This window comes from Acinetobacter sp. CIP 53.82 (assembly GCF_000369465.1).
GTDB classification, from domain to species: domain Bacteria; phylum Pseudomonadota; class Gammaproteobacteria; order Pseudomonadales; family Moraxellaceae; genus Acinetobacter; species Acinetobacter indicus.
This window is the reverse complement of sequence record NZ_KB850046.1, coordinates 703,401-719,839: the sequence shown is the minus strand read 5'-3', so window position 1 is coordinate 719,839 and position 16,439 is coordinate 703,401. Positions and strand designations below refer to the sequence as shown.

General features: G+C 48.1%; 15 protein-coding genes and 1 pseudogene. 14 read left to right on the top strand and 2 right to left on the bottom strand.

From position 1 onward, the window contains the following. Window positions 1-40: 40 nt before the first annotated feature. The 4 genes and pseudogenes from F905_RS09015 (at window position 41) to F905_RS09000 (ending at window position 6,075) form a co-directional block, all read left to right on the top strand. Entirely contained in the window at window positions 41-1,210 is a 1,170-nt protein-coding gene (locus F905_RS09015) for a putative pilus system protein FilC (protein WP_005179910.1), read from the top strand. A gap of 12 nt (window positions 1,211-1,222) precedes the next feature. Continuing rightward, window positions 1,223-2,887, top strand: a pseudogene (locus F905_RS09010) (OmpP1/FadL family transporter). After that, window positions 2,881-4,128 (top strand): putative pilus assembly protein FilE, encoded by a 1,248-nt coding sequence (filE, locus tag F905_RS09005; RefSeq protein WP_005179905.1) that lies wholly within the window; start codon window positions 2,881-2,883, stop codon window positions 4,126-4,128. Before F905_RS09010 ends, filE begins: the two are co-directional and overlap by 7 nt. Window positions 4,129-4,146: 18 nt before the next feature. Next, a complete protein-coding gene (locus F905_RS09000; RefSeq protein ID WP_005179904.1) occupies window positions 4,147-6,075 on the top strand; it encodes a putative pilus system protein FilF in 1,929 nt (642 codons plus the stop codon). Window positions 6,076-6,145: 70 nt separating this feature from the next. Here F905_RS09000 and F905_RS08995 read toward each other — a convergent pair whose 3' ends face one another. Further along, on the bottom strand, window positions 6,146-6,694 hold the full coding sequence (locus F905_RS08995) for an NUDIX hydrolase (protein WP_104470910.1): 549 nt from the start codon (window positions 6,692-6,694) through the stop codon (window positions 6,146-6,148). A 122-nt stretch (window positions 6,695-6,816) separates the two neighbouring features. On the opposite strand from F905_RS08995, the gene F905_RS08990 reads away from it, so the two are divergent. The 9 genes from F905_RS08990 (at window position 6,817) to F905_RS08950 (ending at window position 15,056) form a co-directional block, all read left to right on the top strand. Further along, the gene (locus tag F905_RS08990; RefSeq protein WP_005179902.1) at window positions 6,817-7,425 is read left to right on the top strand and encodes a CoA pyrophosphatase; all 609 of its coding nucleotides are present in this window, start codon (window positions 6,817-6,819) and stop codon (window positions 7,423-7,425) included. A gap of 12 nt (window positions 7,426-7,437) precedes the next feature. Continuing rightward, window positions 7,438-7,965 carry a gamma carbonic anhydrase family protein gene (locus tag F905_RS08985; RefSeq protein ID WP_163143421.1) on the top strand — a complete coding sequence of 176 codons (528 nt, stop codon included), beginning with the start codon at window positions 7,438-7,440 and terminating at the stop codon, window positions 7,963-7,965. Between the two features lie 124 nt (window positions 7,966-8,089). Continuing rightward, the gene (gene tsaB, locus F905_RS08980; protein ID WP_005179899.1) at window positions 8,090-8,755 is read left to right on the top strand and encodes a tRNA (adenosine(37)-N6)-threonylcarbamoyltransferase complex dimerization subunit type 1 TsaB; all 666 of its coding nucleotides are present in this window, start codon (window positions 8,090-8,092) and stop codon (window positions 8,753-8,755) included. Between the two features lie 12 nt (window positions 8,756-8,767). Continuing rightward, the gene (locus F905_RS08975) at window positions 8,768-9,592 is read left to right on the top strand and encodes an undecaprenyl-diphosphate phosphatase (RefSeq protein ID WP_005179897.1); all 825 of its coding nucleotides are present in this window, start codon (window positions 8,768-8,770) and stop codon (window positions 9,590-9,592) included. Further along, window positions 9,586-10,413 (top strand): class I SAM-dependent methyltransferase, encoded by an 828-nt coding sequence (locus F905_RS08970; protein WP_005179895.1) that lies wholly within the window; start codon window positions 9,586-9,588, stop codon window positions 10,411-10,413. Before F905_RS08975 ends, F905_RS08970 begins: the two co-directional genes overlap by 7 nt. Before the next feature lie 113 nt (window positions 10,414-10,526). Beyond that, entirely contained in the window at window positions 10,527-11,933 is a 1,407-nt protein-coding gene (locus tag F905_RS08965; RefSeq protein WP_034597888.1) for a C13 family peptidase, read from the top strand. A 14-nt stretch (window positions 11,934-11,947) separates the two neighbouring features. Then, window positions 11,948-12,784 carry an S-formylglutathione hydrolase gene (gene fghA, locus F905_RS08960; protein ID WP_005179891.1) on the top strand — a complete coding sequence of 279 codons (837 nt, stop codon included), beginning with the start codon at window positions 11,948-11,950 and terminating at the stop codon, window positions 12,782-12,784. A gap of 119 nt (window positions 12,785-12,903) precedes the next feature. Further along, on the top strand, window positions 12,904-14,007 hold the full coding sequence (locus tag F905_RS08955) for a YjgN family protein (protein WP_005179890.1): 1,104 nt from the start codon (window positions 12,904-12,906) through the stop codon (window positions 14,005-14,007). An 11-nt stretch (window positions 14,008-14,018) separates the two neighbouring features. Further along, the gene (locus F905_RS08950; protein ID WP_005179888.1) at window positions 14,019-15,056 is read left to right on the top strand and encodes a M48 family metallopeptidase; all 1,038 of its coding nucleotides are present in this window, start codon (window positions 14,019-14,021) and stop codon (window positions 15,054-15,056) included. Between the two features lie 16 nt (window positions 15,057-15,072). Here F905_RS08950 and F905_RS08945 read toward each other — a convergent pair whose 3' ends face one another. Then, on the bottom strand, window positions 15,073-15,357 hold the full coding sequence (locus F905_RS08945) for a DUF2218 domain-containing protein (protein WP_005179887.1): 285 nt from the start codon (window positions 15,355-15,357) through the stop codon (window positions 15,073-15,075). A 178-nt stretch (window positions 15,358-15,535) separates the two neighbouring features. Here F905_RS08945 and rpe point away from each other — a divergent pair, with 178 nt between their 5' ends. After that, complete coding sequence (rpe, locus tag F905_RS08940; protein ID WP_005179885.1) at window positions 15,536-16,222, top strand: ribulose-phosphate 3-epimerase; 687 nt, start codon at window positions 15,536-15,538, stop codon at window positions 16,220-16,222. Window positions 16,223-16,439: the final 217 nt, after the last annotated feature.

Sequence of the window (16,439 nt, the reverse complement as noted above, 5' to 3'; positions counted from 1 at the left end):
TTTAAAAACGAAAAAAAATTAAAAATTGGAAGGGAAGAAGATGAAATCTAAATGGATGAATAAAACCGTATTGGCCATCAGTATCCAAATGGTCTGGGGCGCAGCTGCTTATGCTGCAGAAGAGCCACAATTAGGACAATATGAAACAGTAGAAGAGCAGCAGCTTGCGTCAGAAGCCACAGCTCCAGCAGAAAACTCAAGCCCTGAAGAAGTTAGCACTGAAGCAGTTGCTGAGGCCAATATTGAAACAGCAACAGCGACTGCACCGAGTGCTGAGCAGGCTGCATCAACTGCGTTACAGCAGCAGGAAGGGGATGCCACCAAAGAAGCCAATCTGGAAGAAGTCTTTACCTCCAATGAACGCCAATATTCCTTAATCAAAAAAGGCAATATCTCATCTTATTACGATATTGATTATACCTATTATCGTGATACGCAAATTGATATGGAAATGGCGCAAGGCCAAATCTATCAGTTGCGTGTTCAGGAAAATGCATCGCATGCATTGACCAACACCTTCACCGTTCAATATGGATTATTGGATAACCTGACCTTAACCGCCTCTTTACCTTTGGTGGCCAAGACCGATCAATTAAAAGATGCGAATACCGCGGGTCTGGGAGATATTTCTTTAGGCGCACGCTGGGAACCTTTCCCTTTAAAAGCCGGCCGTTTGCCACTAATTTTATTCGGAAATCTTTCGACCAAAACCGGTGATAGCCCGTATGAAATTAATAGCACTACCGAACTTGCGACCGGTAAGGGCTATTATTCTGCAGGGATTGGAGCCAGTACGCGTAAATATATCGACCCAGTGGTGTTATTCGCTTCGGTCTCCGCCAATTATGGTTTTAAAGAGTCGGGCTTAAACCAAGTTCGTGGCCCACGTATTATTGAGGAATTTGAGCCGGGCATTAGTGGTGGTTTCGCCTTTGGTTTTGCCTATTCCTTTAACTACGATGTTTCAATGACCATGTCGTATCAGCAGAGTTTTAATACTGGCGCTGAATTCCTCTATCACACCGGCGAAAGCTATTCTCCGGCCGATCAGACCAGTTCTACCCTGGCCATTTCTTTAGGGGTGCGCGTTTCTCCTGAAACGATTGTCAATGGTACTGTTGGTATTGGTTTGACAGAAGATGCACCGGATGTGTCTTTAGGTCTGTCTTTCCCACTCGATATTCTGGGCTTTGGTAAGAAACTTCGCTAAGAGGCTGGTCGTATGAAAATAATTCGACTTCGCCCGTTAGTGTCTGCGCTGATCTTATCGGGCTGTTCGAGTGCTGCTTTTGCACAATAGGGACAAAACCTGTCTGTCGATATCCGTTCCTTGACCATGGGCAACGCGGTCACGGCAGATCCACCGGGCATTAGTGCCATTCATTTTAACCCGGCAGCCTTAACTAAAATTGAAGGCTTGCAAACCGATGTACAAGGGGTGCTGGCGCACTTTGATGTACAGCGTGAGTTTTCTGCGCCAGCCGACTATAACGTATTTGGTTATTCCGATGATCCACTGGTCTGTCATGATGGACCGGAAATTCTGGCTGACTTTTGTACCGACTTTAAAGGTGAAGTATCGGGTGATGTGGAATATGCATCGCTGTATGTGCCGGTACTGAAAAAGTTTGTTGATCTGGGTGAAGGCATGCCACTGGCCGCACCAACAGCAGGGATTGCCTACAATCCGCCGGGGTCTAAAACCACTTTTGCTACTGCGATGTATGCGCCGTTAATTGCCGGTTTTGGTGCTGAAGATGGCAACCCAGGTAACTTCATGGGGCAGCAGGTGGCACTGGAACGGATTACCTATCTGTCACCGTCAATTGCCTATCAGGTCAATGATGAGCTATCAGTCGGGGCATCGGTGGGAATGTCCTACCAGGCCATTGCCATGAATACCGACTTGCGTTTCCCGAATGACCTGATCGGGATGCTGCGGATGATTGATGAAGTCGTCTGTACCCCGTTTAAAGAAAACTCCGATATTATTACCGATATTCTGTTGCTGGGGATTTGTAACGCACAGGAAGGCATGAATCCGTTTGGTCGTTTTGGACAAATGGATCTGGCCGTCGAGCAAAGTCTGAGCCCAAGCTATAACCTCGGGGTGTTATGGGAGCCACGTGAAGATTTCAGCTTTGGTATGGTCTATCAAAGCTCCGCCAAAATGCGGCTCAAAGGTAAATATCATATTGATAATGCCAAGGCGCCGAGTGAGCTGATTAAAGGCTTGATGTCTTCCCCAACCGGGCAAATTTTGGCGGCAATTTTAGGCTTCCCGAACTATATTCCGGCCAGTGAGTCAGGGCTGGTGGCGATGGATTTTGAATATCCAGCGCATTTCCAGGCCGGGATTAAATACAAGGTAATGCCAGATTTACAGGTGAACTTTGATGTCGGCTGGACCGATTATGCTGCTTGGGACAAGTTCAAGTTTGAATTTGACCGCCAGATTTCTGCCCTGAAAATTGCCAAATTATTGTCTGAACATGTCTCTGACAGCTCACTGGCCTTGCCGATGGGCTTCCAGTCACCATGGAGTTGGGGCATCGGGATTGAATATTCTGCTACCGACCGTTTAAAGCTGCGTGCCGGTTATGAACCACGAACCAGTGCGATTCCAGATGACAAGCGTAATACCATGGTACCCATTAATAATGCACGTCTGTTTGGTTTAGGTGTGGGCTATCGTTTTGATGCCGATACTGACCTGGATTTATCGATCGGCTTTCTGCAAAGCCGGGACAAAATTCCAGCCAATACCAGTAGCCTAGCCAACAAAGAAGGGGTGAATAACTTATTACTCAACCCGTATGCGGGACTGAATGTCAAAACCGCTAGCAACATTACAATTTTAGGTCTGAGCTATAGAACACGATGGTAAAAGTGACAAAGCGTTTATCTGGCTTGATTTGCCTGTCTTCACTCTGGGCGCTGTCTTTGGGCTCGGCCAGTGTAAGTTATGCCAATGAGTTTTATACCATTATTGGCCCGGATGGCCGGCCGATGGTGGTACAGCGTAAGGCCGAAACCCGGCCGGCCGCGAAAAAAGAAGCTGTGCCGGTAAACAAAACGCAGGCACAAAGTAGAGCATCCTCTGCTTTGAATCCGGCGCAGCCGCAAGCGCAAATTCCCGTTTCTGAACCTGTCAGAGCTCCTGCTGTTGCAGTCGTACCCACAGTTAGTACTGTACCGACTCAACCAGTCACTACGGTAAAACTCACAGAAAGTATCCCACAAAAAACACCAGATACAGCAGTTGTGGAACAGCCTGTCGTCACACCAGTTGTATCGGCAACCACAAAACCGGTATCAGCTTCATCATCTCCAACGATTACATCTGTCATCCCGCAAACTGAATCTCAGAAAGTATTGAAGACTGTGCAAGCTGATCAACCAGACCGTACTTCATCTTCCGGTTTTACCGAAATGGAAGGGGAGCAGTACGTCAATAATGAATACCTGGAACACAGTGAATTTAACCTGGAGGGGAAAAAGCGTTTTTATATGATGCCGGAAGGCGTAGTTGACAGTAAATTGGGTGGTGGTGCGACCCGGGTGCAGGTGGTAGAACGTGAAAAAGGAGTCGGACAATCGGTGCTGGATCGCCTGTTCAAGAAACGCCAGCCAGAAAGTGTCAAGCCAATGGTGCTGTCATCGACTTATTATCGTATTGCACAGGCCGATGCCATCAGCAGTTTAGGCCAGTCCTGTTTTAACAATAAAAAAATTAAACATGCTAAGACCCTGGCCGTACAGAAAGACGTCAATCTCTGGCCACGTGCACCATTAACAGATGAATTTGATTATGAGGTGGTGAAGCTGGAGGGAGATTTACGCCATCTTCAGGTGAATTCATACGCTTCTAAAACCCGGCAACCTACATTTTACTGGCCTTTTGCCGTTTTTCTGGATGCGCAAGGCTGTGTGATTGAAGGTGCAGGCGGCTACAAGAGCCAGGATACTCAATCCACCTTATTGCAACATGAGCAGGTGGAAGGGGTGATTCAATTGCCGGCTCAAACCCGTTATCTTCTTTTAACCCCGCTGGCATCGGCAATCGATATGGAAAACCGCCAGTTAAGTAATCAGGGCCAATTGAAAATTATTGCCTTAGATCAATAAAAAACATGAGACATCAGGATGAAGAAATCAAATATTTTAGCCTTGAGCAGTACCGCCTTGATGATGGCACTCAGTGGCTGTGGTGGTGAAAGTGCCAATGTCATTCCAGAGCCGAATATTGTGTCGGAAATTAATGGCAGTTGTGTTAGCGGGCAAAACTGTGTGGAGTTTGCCCTGGATTATCCGGTGGATGGCCTGAATTTCACCTGTAGCAGTGATCCAAGCAAAACCTATATTACCCTGATTGCGCCAACCACCAATGCCGCCACCGGTAAATGTAGTGCCGGTGATAAAGTCCATTTCTTTATTCAGGAAAAAACAGAAAAATCAATTAATCTGGGGACAGTAAGCCTGGCTGATATTGGTCTGGCCAATTCGGTCAGTGCCAGCTTGCCGCGTTTAACCCTGCTGGATATTGCCCGTGGCTTAACCGGACAGGCCGCAACCGAACTGACCCCATCGGATTCAACTGTTCAAGTGGCACAGGCAATTACACGTATTTTACAGGCTTTATCAATTGAAAGTTCCAAGAACCAAGAACGGCCGACCATTGCCGGTGATGTGCAGCCACTTTATATTTCTGCGCTAAAAAAAGAACAGCTGGATGATATTTTGGGTTCGGTGACGCTGGAGGATTACCGTTCCGGTGCCTATGTCAGCAAGTTAAGTCCTTGGGTTGACTTGAGCACCGTCAGTGATGCGCAGGCCTTTGACGCGCTGAAAACCCTGGTTTATATGACCAACTCTGCCTCTTATCAGGCCAACTATCCGGTACTGGCTGTGGAGGGTTCGACCTTACCACAAGGTTTATATGGCTGTAATCAGGATGATTGTAAACAGAACTCGAATACCTTAAGACACCTGATTGGCCAGTTCCAGTTGATGACCGATCGCTCGGGTTATACTTTCGGTTATGGCATGCAGTGGCGTGGAACCATGTCGACCAGTAATGAAAACCCGTTATTGACCATTACGGCCGATTTCTTGAAACGTGTCCGTCCGGAACTGATGACCGCAGCGGCACAAAATAACTGGATTAATCCACTGAATGAAACGATCCAGGGGCCTTATCGTTTTAGCATCAACAGTAACCGGACTGAAGATTTTACCGTGACCCAGGGGAAACTGTATAACGATTATATGATTGCCGGCACCGAAGGCATTTATAAAACCCTGACCAAGTTCCCGACAGGAAAGCCGGAAGAATATGGCCGCTGGACCCAGACTATTGGCACGGATCAGTTTAAGGGCTCACTGGATATCTATAAATATTTTCAGGTGAATTTCCTGGATAACCGGATTTTTACTTCGGCGAAAAATGTGGCCTTGGGTGAGCGTTATATTTTCCCGTTATATGCCACTCTGAATTTCAATTTTGCTAATAATGCCGCGCCAGCAATTAAGCTCGGGATTGTGCTGGATGAGCAGGGCAATATCCGTACCGATATTGGCCCAAATCCGACCGCAACCGATCTGTCGGGGACCTGCGCAGTCGCTACAGATAGCAGCACGCCAGAGATTGTGGATAGTAATAATGTCACGCAATATCGTATTGGTGTGCTGGGAGCAACCGATCTGAGCAATCAGGCGATTACCCTGCGGATGATTCTGGCCAATCCGGTCTTTAACCAGCTGAATGGTGCCGTAATTGGTCTGAATACCCGGGTTGACAATACCCAGGGCGAGCAGGCCATGGTGGTGGGTGGTGCGCGGCTGAATATGGGTAATCTGGTCAATCATACCTCGACCCGGATTAGCCTGAGTGACTTCTCCGGCAACAATACCGTGTCATGGAGTAACCTGTATACCTTGCAGCTCAAGACTTTTACCAATCAGGATAGCAACAATGCTACGGATGCCGATAAAGAACTGGCTAAACTCACCGGTGGAACCGTGAGCATCGAAGTGGCGGACTGTTATAACCCGGAACAGGTGCGTATCCAGTAACAGCAATATATTCATTAAAATACAAAAGCCCATCTACGGATGGGCTTTTTCTTGGCGGGGATATTTATTGTTAACCAGTATGATCCAAACGCGTACCCAAGGTTTCCAGATGAGTCGGGAAATGCTGGTTTTTGCGGTCTTCAAAATAATGTCTTAAGGTATGTTCCACGCTTGGGAAGGCTAGTTCTGCCCATGGAATTTCATCTTCGCTAAACAGACGCGATTCAATGGTTTCTTCACCCGCCCCAAATTGCCCTTCAATCAGCTGCGCTTTAAACAGCACATAAATCTGGCCAATCCGTGGAATGTTGTACATGCAGTACAGCTGCTCAATCTCGATTTCCGCTTCTGCTTCTTCACGGGTTTCACGTGCCGCGCCTTGTTCCATGGTTTCAAACAGTTCCATATAACCGGCAGGTAGGGTCCAGAGTCCATAACGCGGTTCAATGGCACGGCGGCATAATAACACCTGATCTTCCCACAGCACCAAAGCACCGCAAATCACTTTCGGATTCACATAATGAATACTGCCACAATGGCTGCAAACACGGCGTAACTGATGATCGCCTAAAGGAATTTTTTCCGTTGTTTTATGTCCACACGTTCCGCAAAAGTTCATATTCAGCATCAACGATAAAGTTGCTGATCAGCATAACTGAAAAAATGAACTTTGGCATCATTTCTATCCTTTTGCCCAGAATTTCAGCTATGATGAAAGTCAGGCAATCAGGATAATAAAAGATGGTAGAGCATTCATTGACACAGGAATTGCAACAGCGCTTACGCTTCTCGCGAAGTATGCGTGAGGCGCATGCGGCCGTGTTGATTGCGATTACCGATGAAGCTCAGCCGAAAGTCCTGCTGACCCGCCGTTCGGCCTATTTAAACAGCCATGCTGGCGAGGTGTCTTTTCCGGGTGGCAAGCGTGATCCGCAGGATACCAGTAATATTGTGGTGGCACTGCGTGAAGCACAGGAAGAAACCGCGCTGAATCCTTTTGATGTGGAACTGATTGGCGATTTGCCAATGCAAAAATCGCGTAATGGCATGCTGGTCAAACCCATTGTCGGCCTGATTCCACCCGAGGTGCAGCTGTCAGCGCAACCGACCGAAATTGACCGTATTTTTTTCGCCTCTTTAAAAAATCTGATGGAAGCGCCGCCAGTGCCGTATGAGGTGCGCTATGCCCATCAGTCTTTATATTTTCCCAGCATGCGTGTTGAAAATGAGATTGTCTGGGGATTAACTGCACGGATGCTGGTGGCTTTATTTCAGTATGGGCTGGATTATCAAAAAGAATGGCCATTTTTACTGAATTCACCGACGTTTCGATTTAAATCATCTAAATAGGGAATTTTAATGTTGTATAAATTTCAGGGCATTGCCCCAAAAGCATTACATCAACCATGGGATGGTTGGGTCGCCGAAACCGCAACGGTTATTGGTCAGGTCGAGCTGGGTCGGCAGGTGAGTATCTGGTTTGGCGCGGTGGTGCGTGGCGATAACAGCCTGATTCGTCTTGGAGATTTTAGTAATGTCCAGGAAAATGCGGTGCTGCATACCGATGCGGGTATTGAGATGCAGATTGGTAACTATGTCACTATCGGTCATCAGGCCATGTTGCATGGCTGTACCATCGGCGATAACAGCCTGATTGGTATTAACGCGGTGGTGCTGAATCATGCCGTGATTGGGAAAAACTGTATTATTGGCGCCAATGCGCTGATTCCGGAAGGCAAAGTCATCCCGGATAATTCGGTGGTGATGGGTTCTCCCGGCAAGATTGTAAAAACCCTGGATGAAGCAGGGGCAGCCCGCCTGAAACTGAGCGCCTTACATTATGCCGAGCACTTCAAGCATTTCCAGCAACTGGAAAAAGTCGAACTTTAAGATACCTAAAGGCCAGTTTGAAACTGGCTTTTTTTCTGTGTGAAAGCCGGTGAAGTTCTCGCCTAGTGTCTAGGAGTGGAGTATGATAGCGGCCAGTTTTTAAAATTTAATTTTAAGGTTGTGCATGAAGTTACTGGCATTGGAAACTGCCAATGAGCAGTGTTCCGTTTCGATTGTAAATGACACGCAGGAACTGTTTTTTCAGTTGGATGAGCGCGCCAAGGCACAAACCCAAACCATTCTCCCGATGATTGAGCAAGGTTTTGCTCAGACCGAAACGGCCACTGCCGATTTAACCGCAGTGGCCTTTAGCCGTGGCCCGGGCTCGTTCAGTGGCGTGCGGATTAATGCCGCGGTGGCACAGGCACTGGCCTGGTCACATGATCTGCCGGTCATTCCGGTATCGACCTTGCAGGCACTGGCACAAGCGGCTTATCGGCTAGCAGGTTTAAGCGCGGTAACAGCAGTGCTGGATGCGCGGATGAATGAAGTCTATATCGCCAGTTTCCAGTTAGATGCAGAAGGCATTATGCAGCCGGTGAGCGAAGAACAGTTATTGGGCTATAGTGACGCAGCAGCCGTAGCGCAGTCCCCATTGGTAGGCTCAGGTTCAACCTTATTGCAACAAGAACAAACACAATACAAAGACTTAAGTGCAACGGCGCAAGATATTGCTACCATTGCACGCGTATTGGCTCAACGTGAAGCATGGGTCAGTGCGGAATACGCATTACCGGTGTATTTGCGGGATAATGCTTGGAAAAAAATTCCAGAACAAGGCAAATCATAACTAGGATTTTCTATGGATTTTTTACTGCTGCTGAAAGCGGCAATTATGGGAATTGTTGAAGGAATCACAGAATTCTTACCAATTTCCAGTACCGGCCATTTAATTTTGGCTTCAGAACTGATGAACTTCTGGACCAAAGAAAAAAGTAATGTTTTTGTAATTGCCATTCAAATGGGGGCAATTGCAGCAGTGATTTATGAATACTGGACCCGGCTTTGGGGCGCAGCCACCGGCATGTTCACCGGCGAAGAAACCGGACGCCGTCTGGGCTTTGGCCTGATTCTGGCCTCGCTGCCGATTATTCTGATTGGTTTGACTTTCGGGCAAACCGTGAAAGCGATGTTGTTTAATGATATCGCCGTGGCCATTGGTCTGATTATTGGTGGTCTGATCATTATCTGGATTGAGAAGCATCCACCTCAAGTACGGGCACAGGAAGTTGAAGACCTGACCTATAAAGATGCAATCTGGATTGGTCTGATTCAGGTACTGTCTTTAATTCCGGGCACTTCACGTTCGGGTGCGACCATTATTGGGGCGATGTTCCTGGGCGTATCACGTAAAGCGGCGACAGAATTCTCGTTCTTTCTGGGAATTCCGGTGATTATTGGCGCAGGCTTGCTGGATTTATATCAAAGTTATGATGTCTTCCAGACCACGCAGGACTGGACCGTACTGAGCGTCGGAATTATTGTTTCCTTTATCTCCGCATTAATCTTAATTCGCGCGCTGGTGGCGTATGTGGCCAAACGCGACTTTATGATTTTTGCCTGGTATCGTATTGTGTCAGGCCTTCTGATTTTACTCTTTGCATATACAGGCTGGACCTTATGGTAAGCGAACTTCGCTGCTATACCGAACCCGCATTTTTTGAGAAAGCACAGCACTATCAGGCTGTGCTTTCTTCACGTGGGGTTACCCTTCAAATTGATGTCATCGACAAACTGAATGCACGTTTTTTAAGACTGCATCCAGACATGGCGCTGTGCGTTGATGCCGATGGCCTGTGGCTGTGTGCGCTGGGCATGAAAATGCAGCCGGACTGGCAGGCTGAAATTCCGCGTTTAAAACGCGCGTCATTAAAGTCAGAAATGCTGGCCCGTGCCTGTAACCTGGCGGAAAAACCGCAGCTGATTGATGCAACTGCAGGTCTGGGCCATGACAGTTTGCTGATGGCGCATTTGGGGGCTGAAGTAACGCTAGTAGAACGGCATCCGATTCTGTTTAGTTTATTGGAAGACAGCTACCAGCGCGCCCTACAGGACCCGTTTTTAAGCAAGGTTGCCGCACGCATCCACTTGGTCTTTTCTGATTCGGCTGATTACTTAAAAGCGCAGGCAGAAGCAGGGCAGGCTGTTGATGTGGTGTATCTGGATCCGATGTTTCCACAGCGTGACCAGAACCAGCAGGCGGTAAAAAAACAGGCACAAGTCAAAAAGCAGATGCAGCTGCTGCATTTGTTATTGCCGGAACATGGTGAAATGGATTTGGGCGATGCCTTGCTACCGCTGGCGCAAAAAATCGCCAAACGTGTGGTGGTTAAGCGACCACGTCTGGCGGTATATCTGGCCGGGCAAACACCGGATCATCAATGGACGGGAGATGCCTGCCGCTTCGATGCCTACTTCCAGCAGGACGCGACCAAAGTAAACGGGTAATCGCTTCAAAACTGGGCAAAGATTTGTTATATAGTTAAAAAAGAGCATTGATAATTATGACATCAGGCATAAACTAAGTCTGCACAAAGCGAGCCACTGCTAACGACAATCTTATGATCGACTTTAAACCCTCCATCAATTTTTGGCATGATTTTAAAAGCAACCAAACAGCGGGGATGTGGTTATTTTTTGGTTCGCGCCGATCTTTACAGATTGTCCGTCCTTCCATTCTGCAACTGATTTTCTGGGGCATTTTAGGCGGTCTGGCCAACACTTTATTTAGCTGGCTCAGCGCCGGTGAAACCGGTGATTTTAACCCGCAAGGTCTGGTCAGTTATGCCTTGTGGCCGTTTATTGCCTTAATTGTCGGGATTTTCCTGTCCCAGCGCGTCAATAATCCACGCCTCATGCTGGTGCCGGCTTTACTGTGGCTGGTGTTAGATACTCACATCGCCTTATTGCAAAGCCTGATTCAATATCTGGGCATGATTGATGTGCTGCCCTATGTGTTCTATGACTATCTGCCGCTGATTTTCATGGTGCTGTTTGTCTGGCAGAGTCTGGCCGTGGTCTGGGTATTTTCCCGTGAACTGAAATGGCCGTGGTGGGAACGTGCGCTGATTGTTCTGGCCACGCTGTTTACCCTGGTGGTGTGGCAGATGTCGGTCAAGAGCCAGCCAATCTGGAAGGTGGAAGAGGTCCCGCCGACGTTTAGCGAAGAAGCCTTTTATGCACAAAGCAAGATACTGAATCAGGCGCTGGAGAAGATTCAGTATGGTGAATTTGCACAATCACACTGGTATTTTCTGGGCGTGGCCGGGGCCAGTTATCAGGATGTGTTTATGTCCGAAGTCGAGCGGATTCGGGAACAGTTCGATACCCGCTTTGGCACTTTTGGCCGCTCGATGATTCTGGTCAATAACCCGATGACACGCAATGTCACCCCGATTGCCTCACGCACCAGTATGGAACTGGCACTGCGCCGTATAGGCCAGCAGATGAATCCGGAAAGCGATGTGCTGTTTTTATACATGACTTCACATGGCTTGCCGAACCAGTTTGAAATGGAAAATGCGCCGCTGGAACTGCAACAGGTTGATCCAAAATGGCTGCGCGATGCGCTGGATAAATCCGGTATTCGCTGGCGCGTAATTGTGATCTCGGCCTGTTATTCGGGCAGTTTTGTTTCGGCCCTGCAAAATGACAATACTTTGGTAATTACCGCATCGGCCGCAGACCGCGCTTCATTCGGCTGTTCCAACGAAGCCGATTATACCTATTTTGGCCGAGCCTTCTTTGATCAGGCCATGCGTGAAAATAACAGCTTTGCCGAGGCTTTTGCACAGGCCAAGCTGACCGTGGCAAAATGGGAGCAGGCACAAGGTTTTGAACCGTCTGAACCGCAATGGTCGATGGGTAAGAATATGCAGCTGATGTTGCCGCAACTGGAGCAGCGTTTATTCCCACAAGCCGTGGTCGCGCAGCCAAATGAAATGCCTTTAACTTTAGACAGCCCTTAAAACAGGATAAGACGATGGAATTAATACAGAACAATCGATGCTTTGATGGCGAACAGCGAATTTACCGTTTTAATTCCAGCAGCTTAAACGGGGAAAGCCGTTTTGGTATTTTTCTGCCGGCACAAGCCTTGGCGGGTCAGGACTGTCCGGCGCTTTTTTACCTGGCGGGTTTAACCTGTACCGAAGAAACTTTTGCAATTAAAGCGCATGCCCAGCGTCTGGCGGCACAGTTGGGCTTTATTCTGATTAGCCCGGACACTTCACCTCGCGGTGAGCAGGTGGCGCAGGGCGATCACTGGGATATCGGGCAGGGGGCAGGTTTTTATATTAATGCAACCCAGGCACCCTGGGCAGCGCATTACCAGATGGAACAGTTTGTTGCAGAAGAGCTGTATAAGCTGGTGTGTGAACAGTTTGCGGTGCAAACCGACAGTATTGGTATTTTCGGCCACAGTATGGGCGGCCATGGTGCGTTAACGCTAGCTTTTAAATATCCGGAAAAATTTAAATCAGTTTCTGCCTTTGCGCCGATTTGTGCGCCAAGCCAATGCCCGTGGGGAGAGAAAGCTTTTAGTGCCTATTTAGGTGAGGATCGTCAAGGCTGGCAAGCACATGATGCCACCGCACTGGTCCAGCAAAAAGGCAAGCAATTTGCCGATATTTTAATTGATCAGGGCTTGCAGGATCAGTTCTATAGCCAGTTGAATCCGGCGCTGTTCCAGGCCGCTTGTGCGCAGGCCGGACAGCCGCTGAGCTTACGTGAACATGCTGGCTATGATCATGGTTATTACTTTATTCAAAGTTTTATTGATGACCATCTGCAATTTCATGCAGTCCAATTACAATCCTAATATAATCCATCACGCAGAACACCGCTTTTGACCTGTTGCAGGGTGAAGGCGGTCTGTGATTTTTTGTTTTTTAATTTTTAACCGTGTCTTTATTTTAAAAAATAATTATAAGGCCTGATATGCAAAACCAAGATATACATCCGACTTTTACCGCAGAGGAACAAACCCAGCTGCCGCCAGCGCTTGTCGTTGATTCACCTGAACCGCAGCTGCTTGGACAGCGCCACCCTTTTCATTTTTATGGCACTGCCATGGAATATTTCGGCATCTGGATTGTCAATATTCTGTTGATTATTGTCACGCTGGGACTGTATGCGCCGTGGGCCAAAGTACGCCGCTTGCGCTATTTTTATGGCAATACCGAATTTATCCAGCGCCGTTTTGACTTTACCGGTGTGCCGAGCAAGATCTTAATTGGCCGGCTGATTGCAATTGGCCTGTATCTGGCCATTTCGCTGTTATCCAACTACTCGGTGCGTGCTACCCTGATTGGGGTGCTGATTCTGTATCTGGCCGTGCCCTGGCTGATTCGGGCCACCATCCGCTTTAATGCACGTAACAGTAAATTTGGTAACAGCCGCTTTTTCTTTTCCGGCACTAGCAAGAAAGCCTATATCGAATTTTTAAAAGGGATTCTGGTGTATATCTTGACCCTGGGTATATTTTTCCCGGTGCTGATCTGGCTGTATAAGCGTTATTGCCTCGATCATCTTTATGCGGGGCAATTGCAGTTTAAATTACAGGCCGACTGGCCGGCCTATATGCGCGCCATGTATGTGCCGCTGTTTCTGTTTATCGGCTTGCTGGGGGCGGCAGCGCTGGTACTGGCCTTGCTGGCCGATTTTTCCAGTCTGAGTGCGGTGCAGTATGTCTGGATTTTTATGGGCATCTATCTGCTGGCGGCTTTATTCATCTGGCCGTTAATGCTGGCGCGGATTTTTATGACCAGCTGGAACAATACCACCCTCAGTCGTAGCCAGTTTCAGACCAGTTGCAACCAGTGGCGCTATGCCTGGATTGTGCTCAGCAACTGGATTGTGAAAATTTTAACCCTCGGCCTTATGACACCGTGGGCGGCAATCCGTTTATATCGCTATCAGGTGGAGTCTTTAAGCCTGCATTTAAACAATGATCCGGACCTGCTGATGAACCAGTTACAGGGTGATCCAAGCGCGATTGCGGAAGAAATTAGCGATATCTTTGATATTGATGTGTCTTTATAAGGAAAGCACTGATGCAACAGATGACGGTTGAAGCCGTGTTTTATGATGGTCAGAGTGCCAAGCCTTATACTGCTCAGGTGTTGGCAGCCGATGCGGACAGTATCTGGGTTCAGTATGGTGAAAACTTTGCCTTGCAGCGCCGTTATCGTTATCAGGACATGCTGCTGATAGGCGCATTGGGCCGTATCCAGCCGGTAATTGAACTCCAGGATGATGCACGTCTGGAGTTTCAGCAGCCTTTACCGGAGTGGTTTCAGCTGCAGCAAAAGAATATCTATCAGTCAATCTGGAAGCTGGAGCGTACCCCCAGCCTGATTCTGTTTAGCACCATTTTTATTGTGGCGCTGGCCTTTGCTACAGTGAAGTGGGGCATTCCGTGGGCAGCAAATGTGGTGGCCAATCAGTTACCGGAAACTACCCTGAACAGTGTTGGCAATGAAGCAGAACACTATGTGCTGGAGATGACGGATCCAAGTCGTTTAAGTGCGGCGCGCCAGCAGGCGATTTTACAGCAGTATCAGGCTCTGGTGGCAGAAGACCGGCCGGCGAAACTGCTGTTTCGAGAAGGGAATCGGTTGGGTGCCAATGCGGTGGCGATTCCCAACAATACTATTATTCTGACCGATGAACTGGTTGAACTGGCACAGGATGACCGGGAAATTCTGGGGGTGCTGGCACATGAACAGGGCCATCTGGTCGAGCGGCATAGTCTGCAACAGGCGCTGGCCAGTTTAGGCTTTGGGGTCATCCTGATTGCGATTACCGGTGATGGCTCCGATTTAATGACCAGTCTACCTCTGGCTTTGGTGGGTGCCAGTTATTCGCGTAATTTTGAAGCCGAGGCCGATCATTATGCCTTAACCACCATGCAGCACAAGCAGGTGCCAACCATCCATTATGCCAACCTGTTACAACGGCTGGCAGATGAAAGCGGCGAAAGCGAGCAGGGCACATCAGTCTGGGATTTCCTGCAAAGCCATCCGGCCACACAGGAACGTATTGAGGCGGTGAAGGCCTTTGAAGCCAAGCAATCTGCCGAAGTAAAATGAGCAGATCTAAGCAGGTTTAATCGACCTGCTGCCAGTCAGCACTTAACTGTTCCTGTCCCATGCGTTGCAGATGATCCAGCACCACCTGTTCCAGCCGGTTCAGGTCGGTGTGTTCATCTAAAGCAATAATTTCGGTATAGAGCGCATCAGGCTGAGGCTGTAACACAATGGTCGCGCTCGGCATCAAAATACGCAGTTCCTGTGCTGTTTCCTGTACTTCAAATTTGTGTTTCCAGTGGTTACCCAGGCGTTTGGCCAGACGGGCCGATTGTGTGGTGGCAATATGACTATAACGTTTCATGAAAAATCCTGTTCAGTAAGCCTTAAGTCTAAGAGAAAAGAGCGCCCAGACAAAGCCGCGTGTTACAACACAGCGTTGTAGATTTGCAATCTTGCCGCAGGTGGCCATCTGCCGCCCCAGAGCGGGAGACAATTTGTTATAATGGCGCAGTCACTCAAATACTTAGCCAGGGTCTCCCATGTCCAAGCCATATTTAATTGCGCCTTCTATTCTTTCTGCAGACTTTGCCCGTTTAGGCGAAGAAGTAGAAAAAGTGCTTAAAGCCGGTGCTGATGTTGTCCACTTTGATGTTATGGACAATCACTATGTACCCAACCTCACCTTTGGTGCAGGCGTATGTAAGGCCCTGAAAAACTATGGAATTCAAGCGCCAATTGATGTGCATTTAATGGTCTCTCCGGTGGACCGCATGATTGGCGACTTCTTGGAAGCCGGTGCCGATATTATTACCTTCCATCCGGAAGCTTCAGATCATATTGATCGTTCGCTGCAACTGATCAAGTCGGGCGGTGCTAAAGCGGGTTTGGTTTTTAACCCGGCAACGCCGCTGCATTATCTGGATTATGTGCTGGATAAAGTCGACCAGATTTTATTGATGAGTGTGAACCCGGGCTTTGGTGGCCAGAAATTTATTCCCATGACCCTGGAAAAATTACGTCAGGCGCGTCAGATCATTGATGCTTCAGGCCGTGATATTCGCCTTGAGGTTGATGGTGGTGTTGGCCCGGCCAATATCCGTGAAATTGCCGAAGCCGGTGCCGATATGTTTGTGGCCGGTTCAGCAATTTTTGGCAAACCGGATTATAAAGCTGTGATTGATGAGATGCGTGCCGAGCTGGCCAAAGTCGGTGCCGTGAACACCTAATAAAACTGGATAAGTTATCTGCATCCTGTGGATAACTTTGTGATTAACTCTATGGATATCTATGTTGATAACAGTATGGATAACCGGATTAATTTATAAACAGTTGTACATCAATCGTTTATCAATTAGACATAAAATGTATAAAAAGGACTCAAATGAGTCCTTTTTATTTGAGCAAAAGCCCTAAAATTCCTGCTTTTTTATTCAGCTCTGCTTA

Coding starts and splice junctions, on each gene's coding strand:
- rpe (WP_005179885.1), top strand. CDS start 15,536: ATGTCCAAGCCATATTTAATTGCGCCTTCTATTCTTTCTGCAGACTTT.
- F905_RS08970 (WP_005179895.1), top strand. CDS start 9,586: ATGGTAAGCGAACTTCGCTGCTATACCGAACCCGCATTTTTTGAGAAA.
- F905_RS08950 (WP_005179888.1), top strand. CDS start 14,019: ATGCAACAGATGACGGTTGAAGCCGTGTTTTATGATGGTCAGAGTGCC.
- F905_RS08995 (WP_104470910.1), bottom strand. CDS start 6,694: ATGAACTTTTGCGGAACGTGTGGACATAAAACAACGGAAAAAATTCCT.
- tsaB (WP_005179899.1), top strand. CDS start 8,090: ATGAAGTTACTGGCATTGGAAACTGCCAATGAGCAGTGTTCCGTTTCG.
- F905_RS08975 (WP_005179897.1), top strand. CDS start 8,768: ATGGATTTTTTACTGCTGCTGAAAGCGGCAATTATGGGAATTGTTGAA.
- fghA (WP_005179891.1), top strand. CDS start 11,948: ATGGAATTAATACAGAACAATCGATGCTTTGATGGCGAACAGCGAATT.
- F905_RS09015 (WP_005179910.1), top strand. CDS start 41: ATGAAATCTAAATGGATGAATAAAACCGTATTGGCCATCAGTATCCAA.
- F905_RS08990 (WP_005179902.1), top strand. CDS start 6,817: ATGGTAGAGCATTCATTGACACAGGAATTGCAACAGCGCTTACGCTTC.
- F905_RS09000 (WP_005179904.1), top strand. CDS start 4,147: ATGAAGAAATCAAATATTTTAGCCTTGAGCAGTACCGCCTTGATGATG.
- filE (WP_005179905.1), top strand. CDS start 2,881: ATGGTAAAAGTGACAAAGCGTTTATCTGGCTTGATTTGCCTGTCTTCA.
- F905_RS08945 (WP_005179887.1), bottom strand. CDS start 15,357: ATGAAACGTTATAGTCATATTGCCACCACACAATCGGCCCGTCTGGCC.
- F905_RS08965 (WP_034597888.1), top strand. CDS start 10,527: ATGATCGACTTTAAACCCTCCATCAATTTTTGGCATGATTTTAAAAGC.
- F905_RS08955 (WP_005179890.1), top strand. CDS start 12,904: ATGCAAAACCAAGATATACATCCGACTTTTACCGCAGAGGAACAAACC.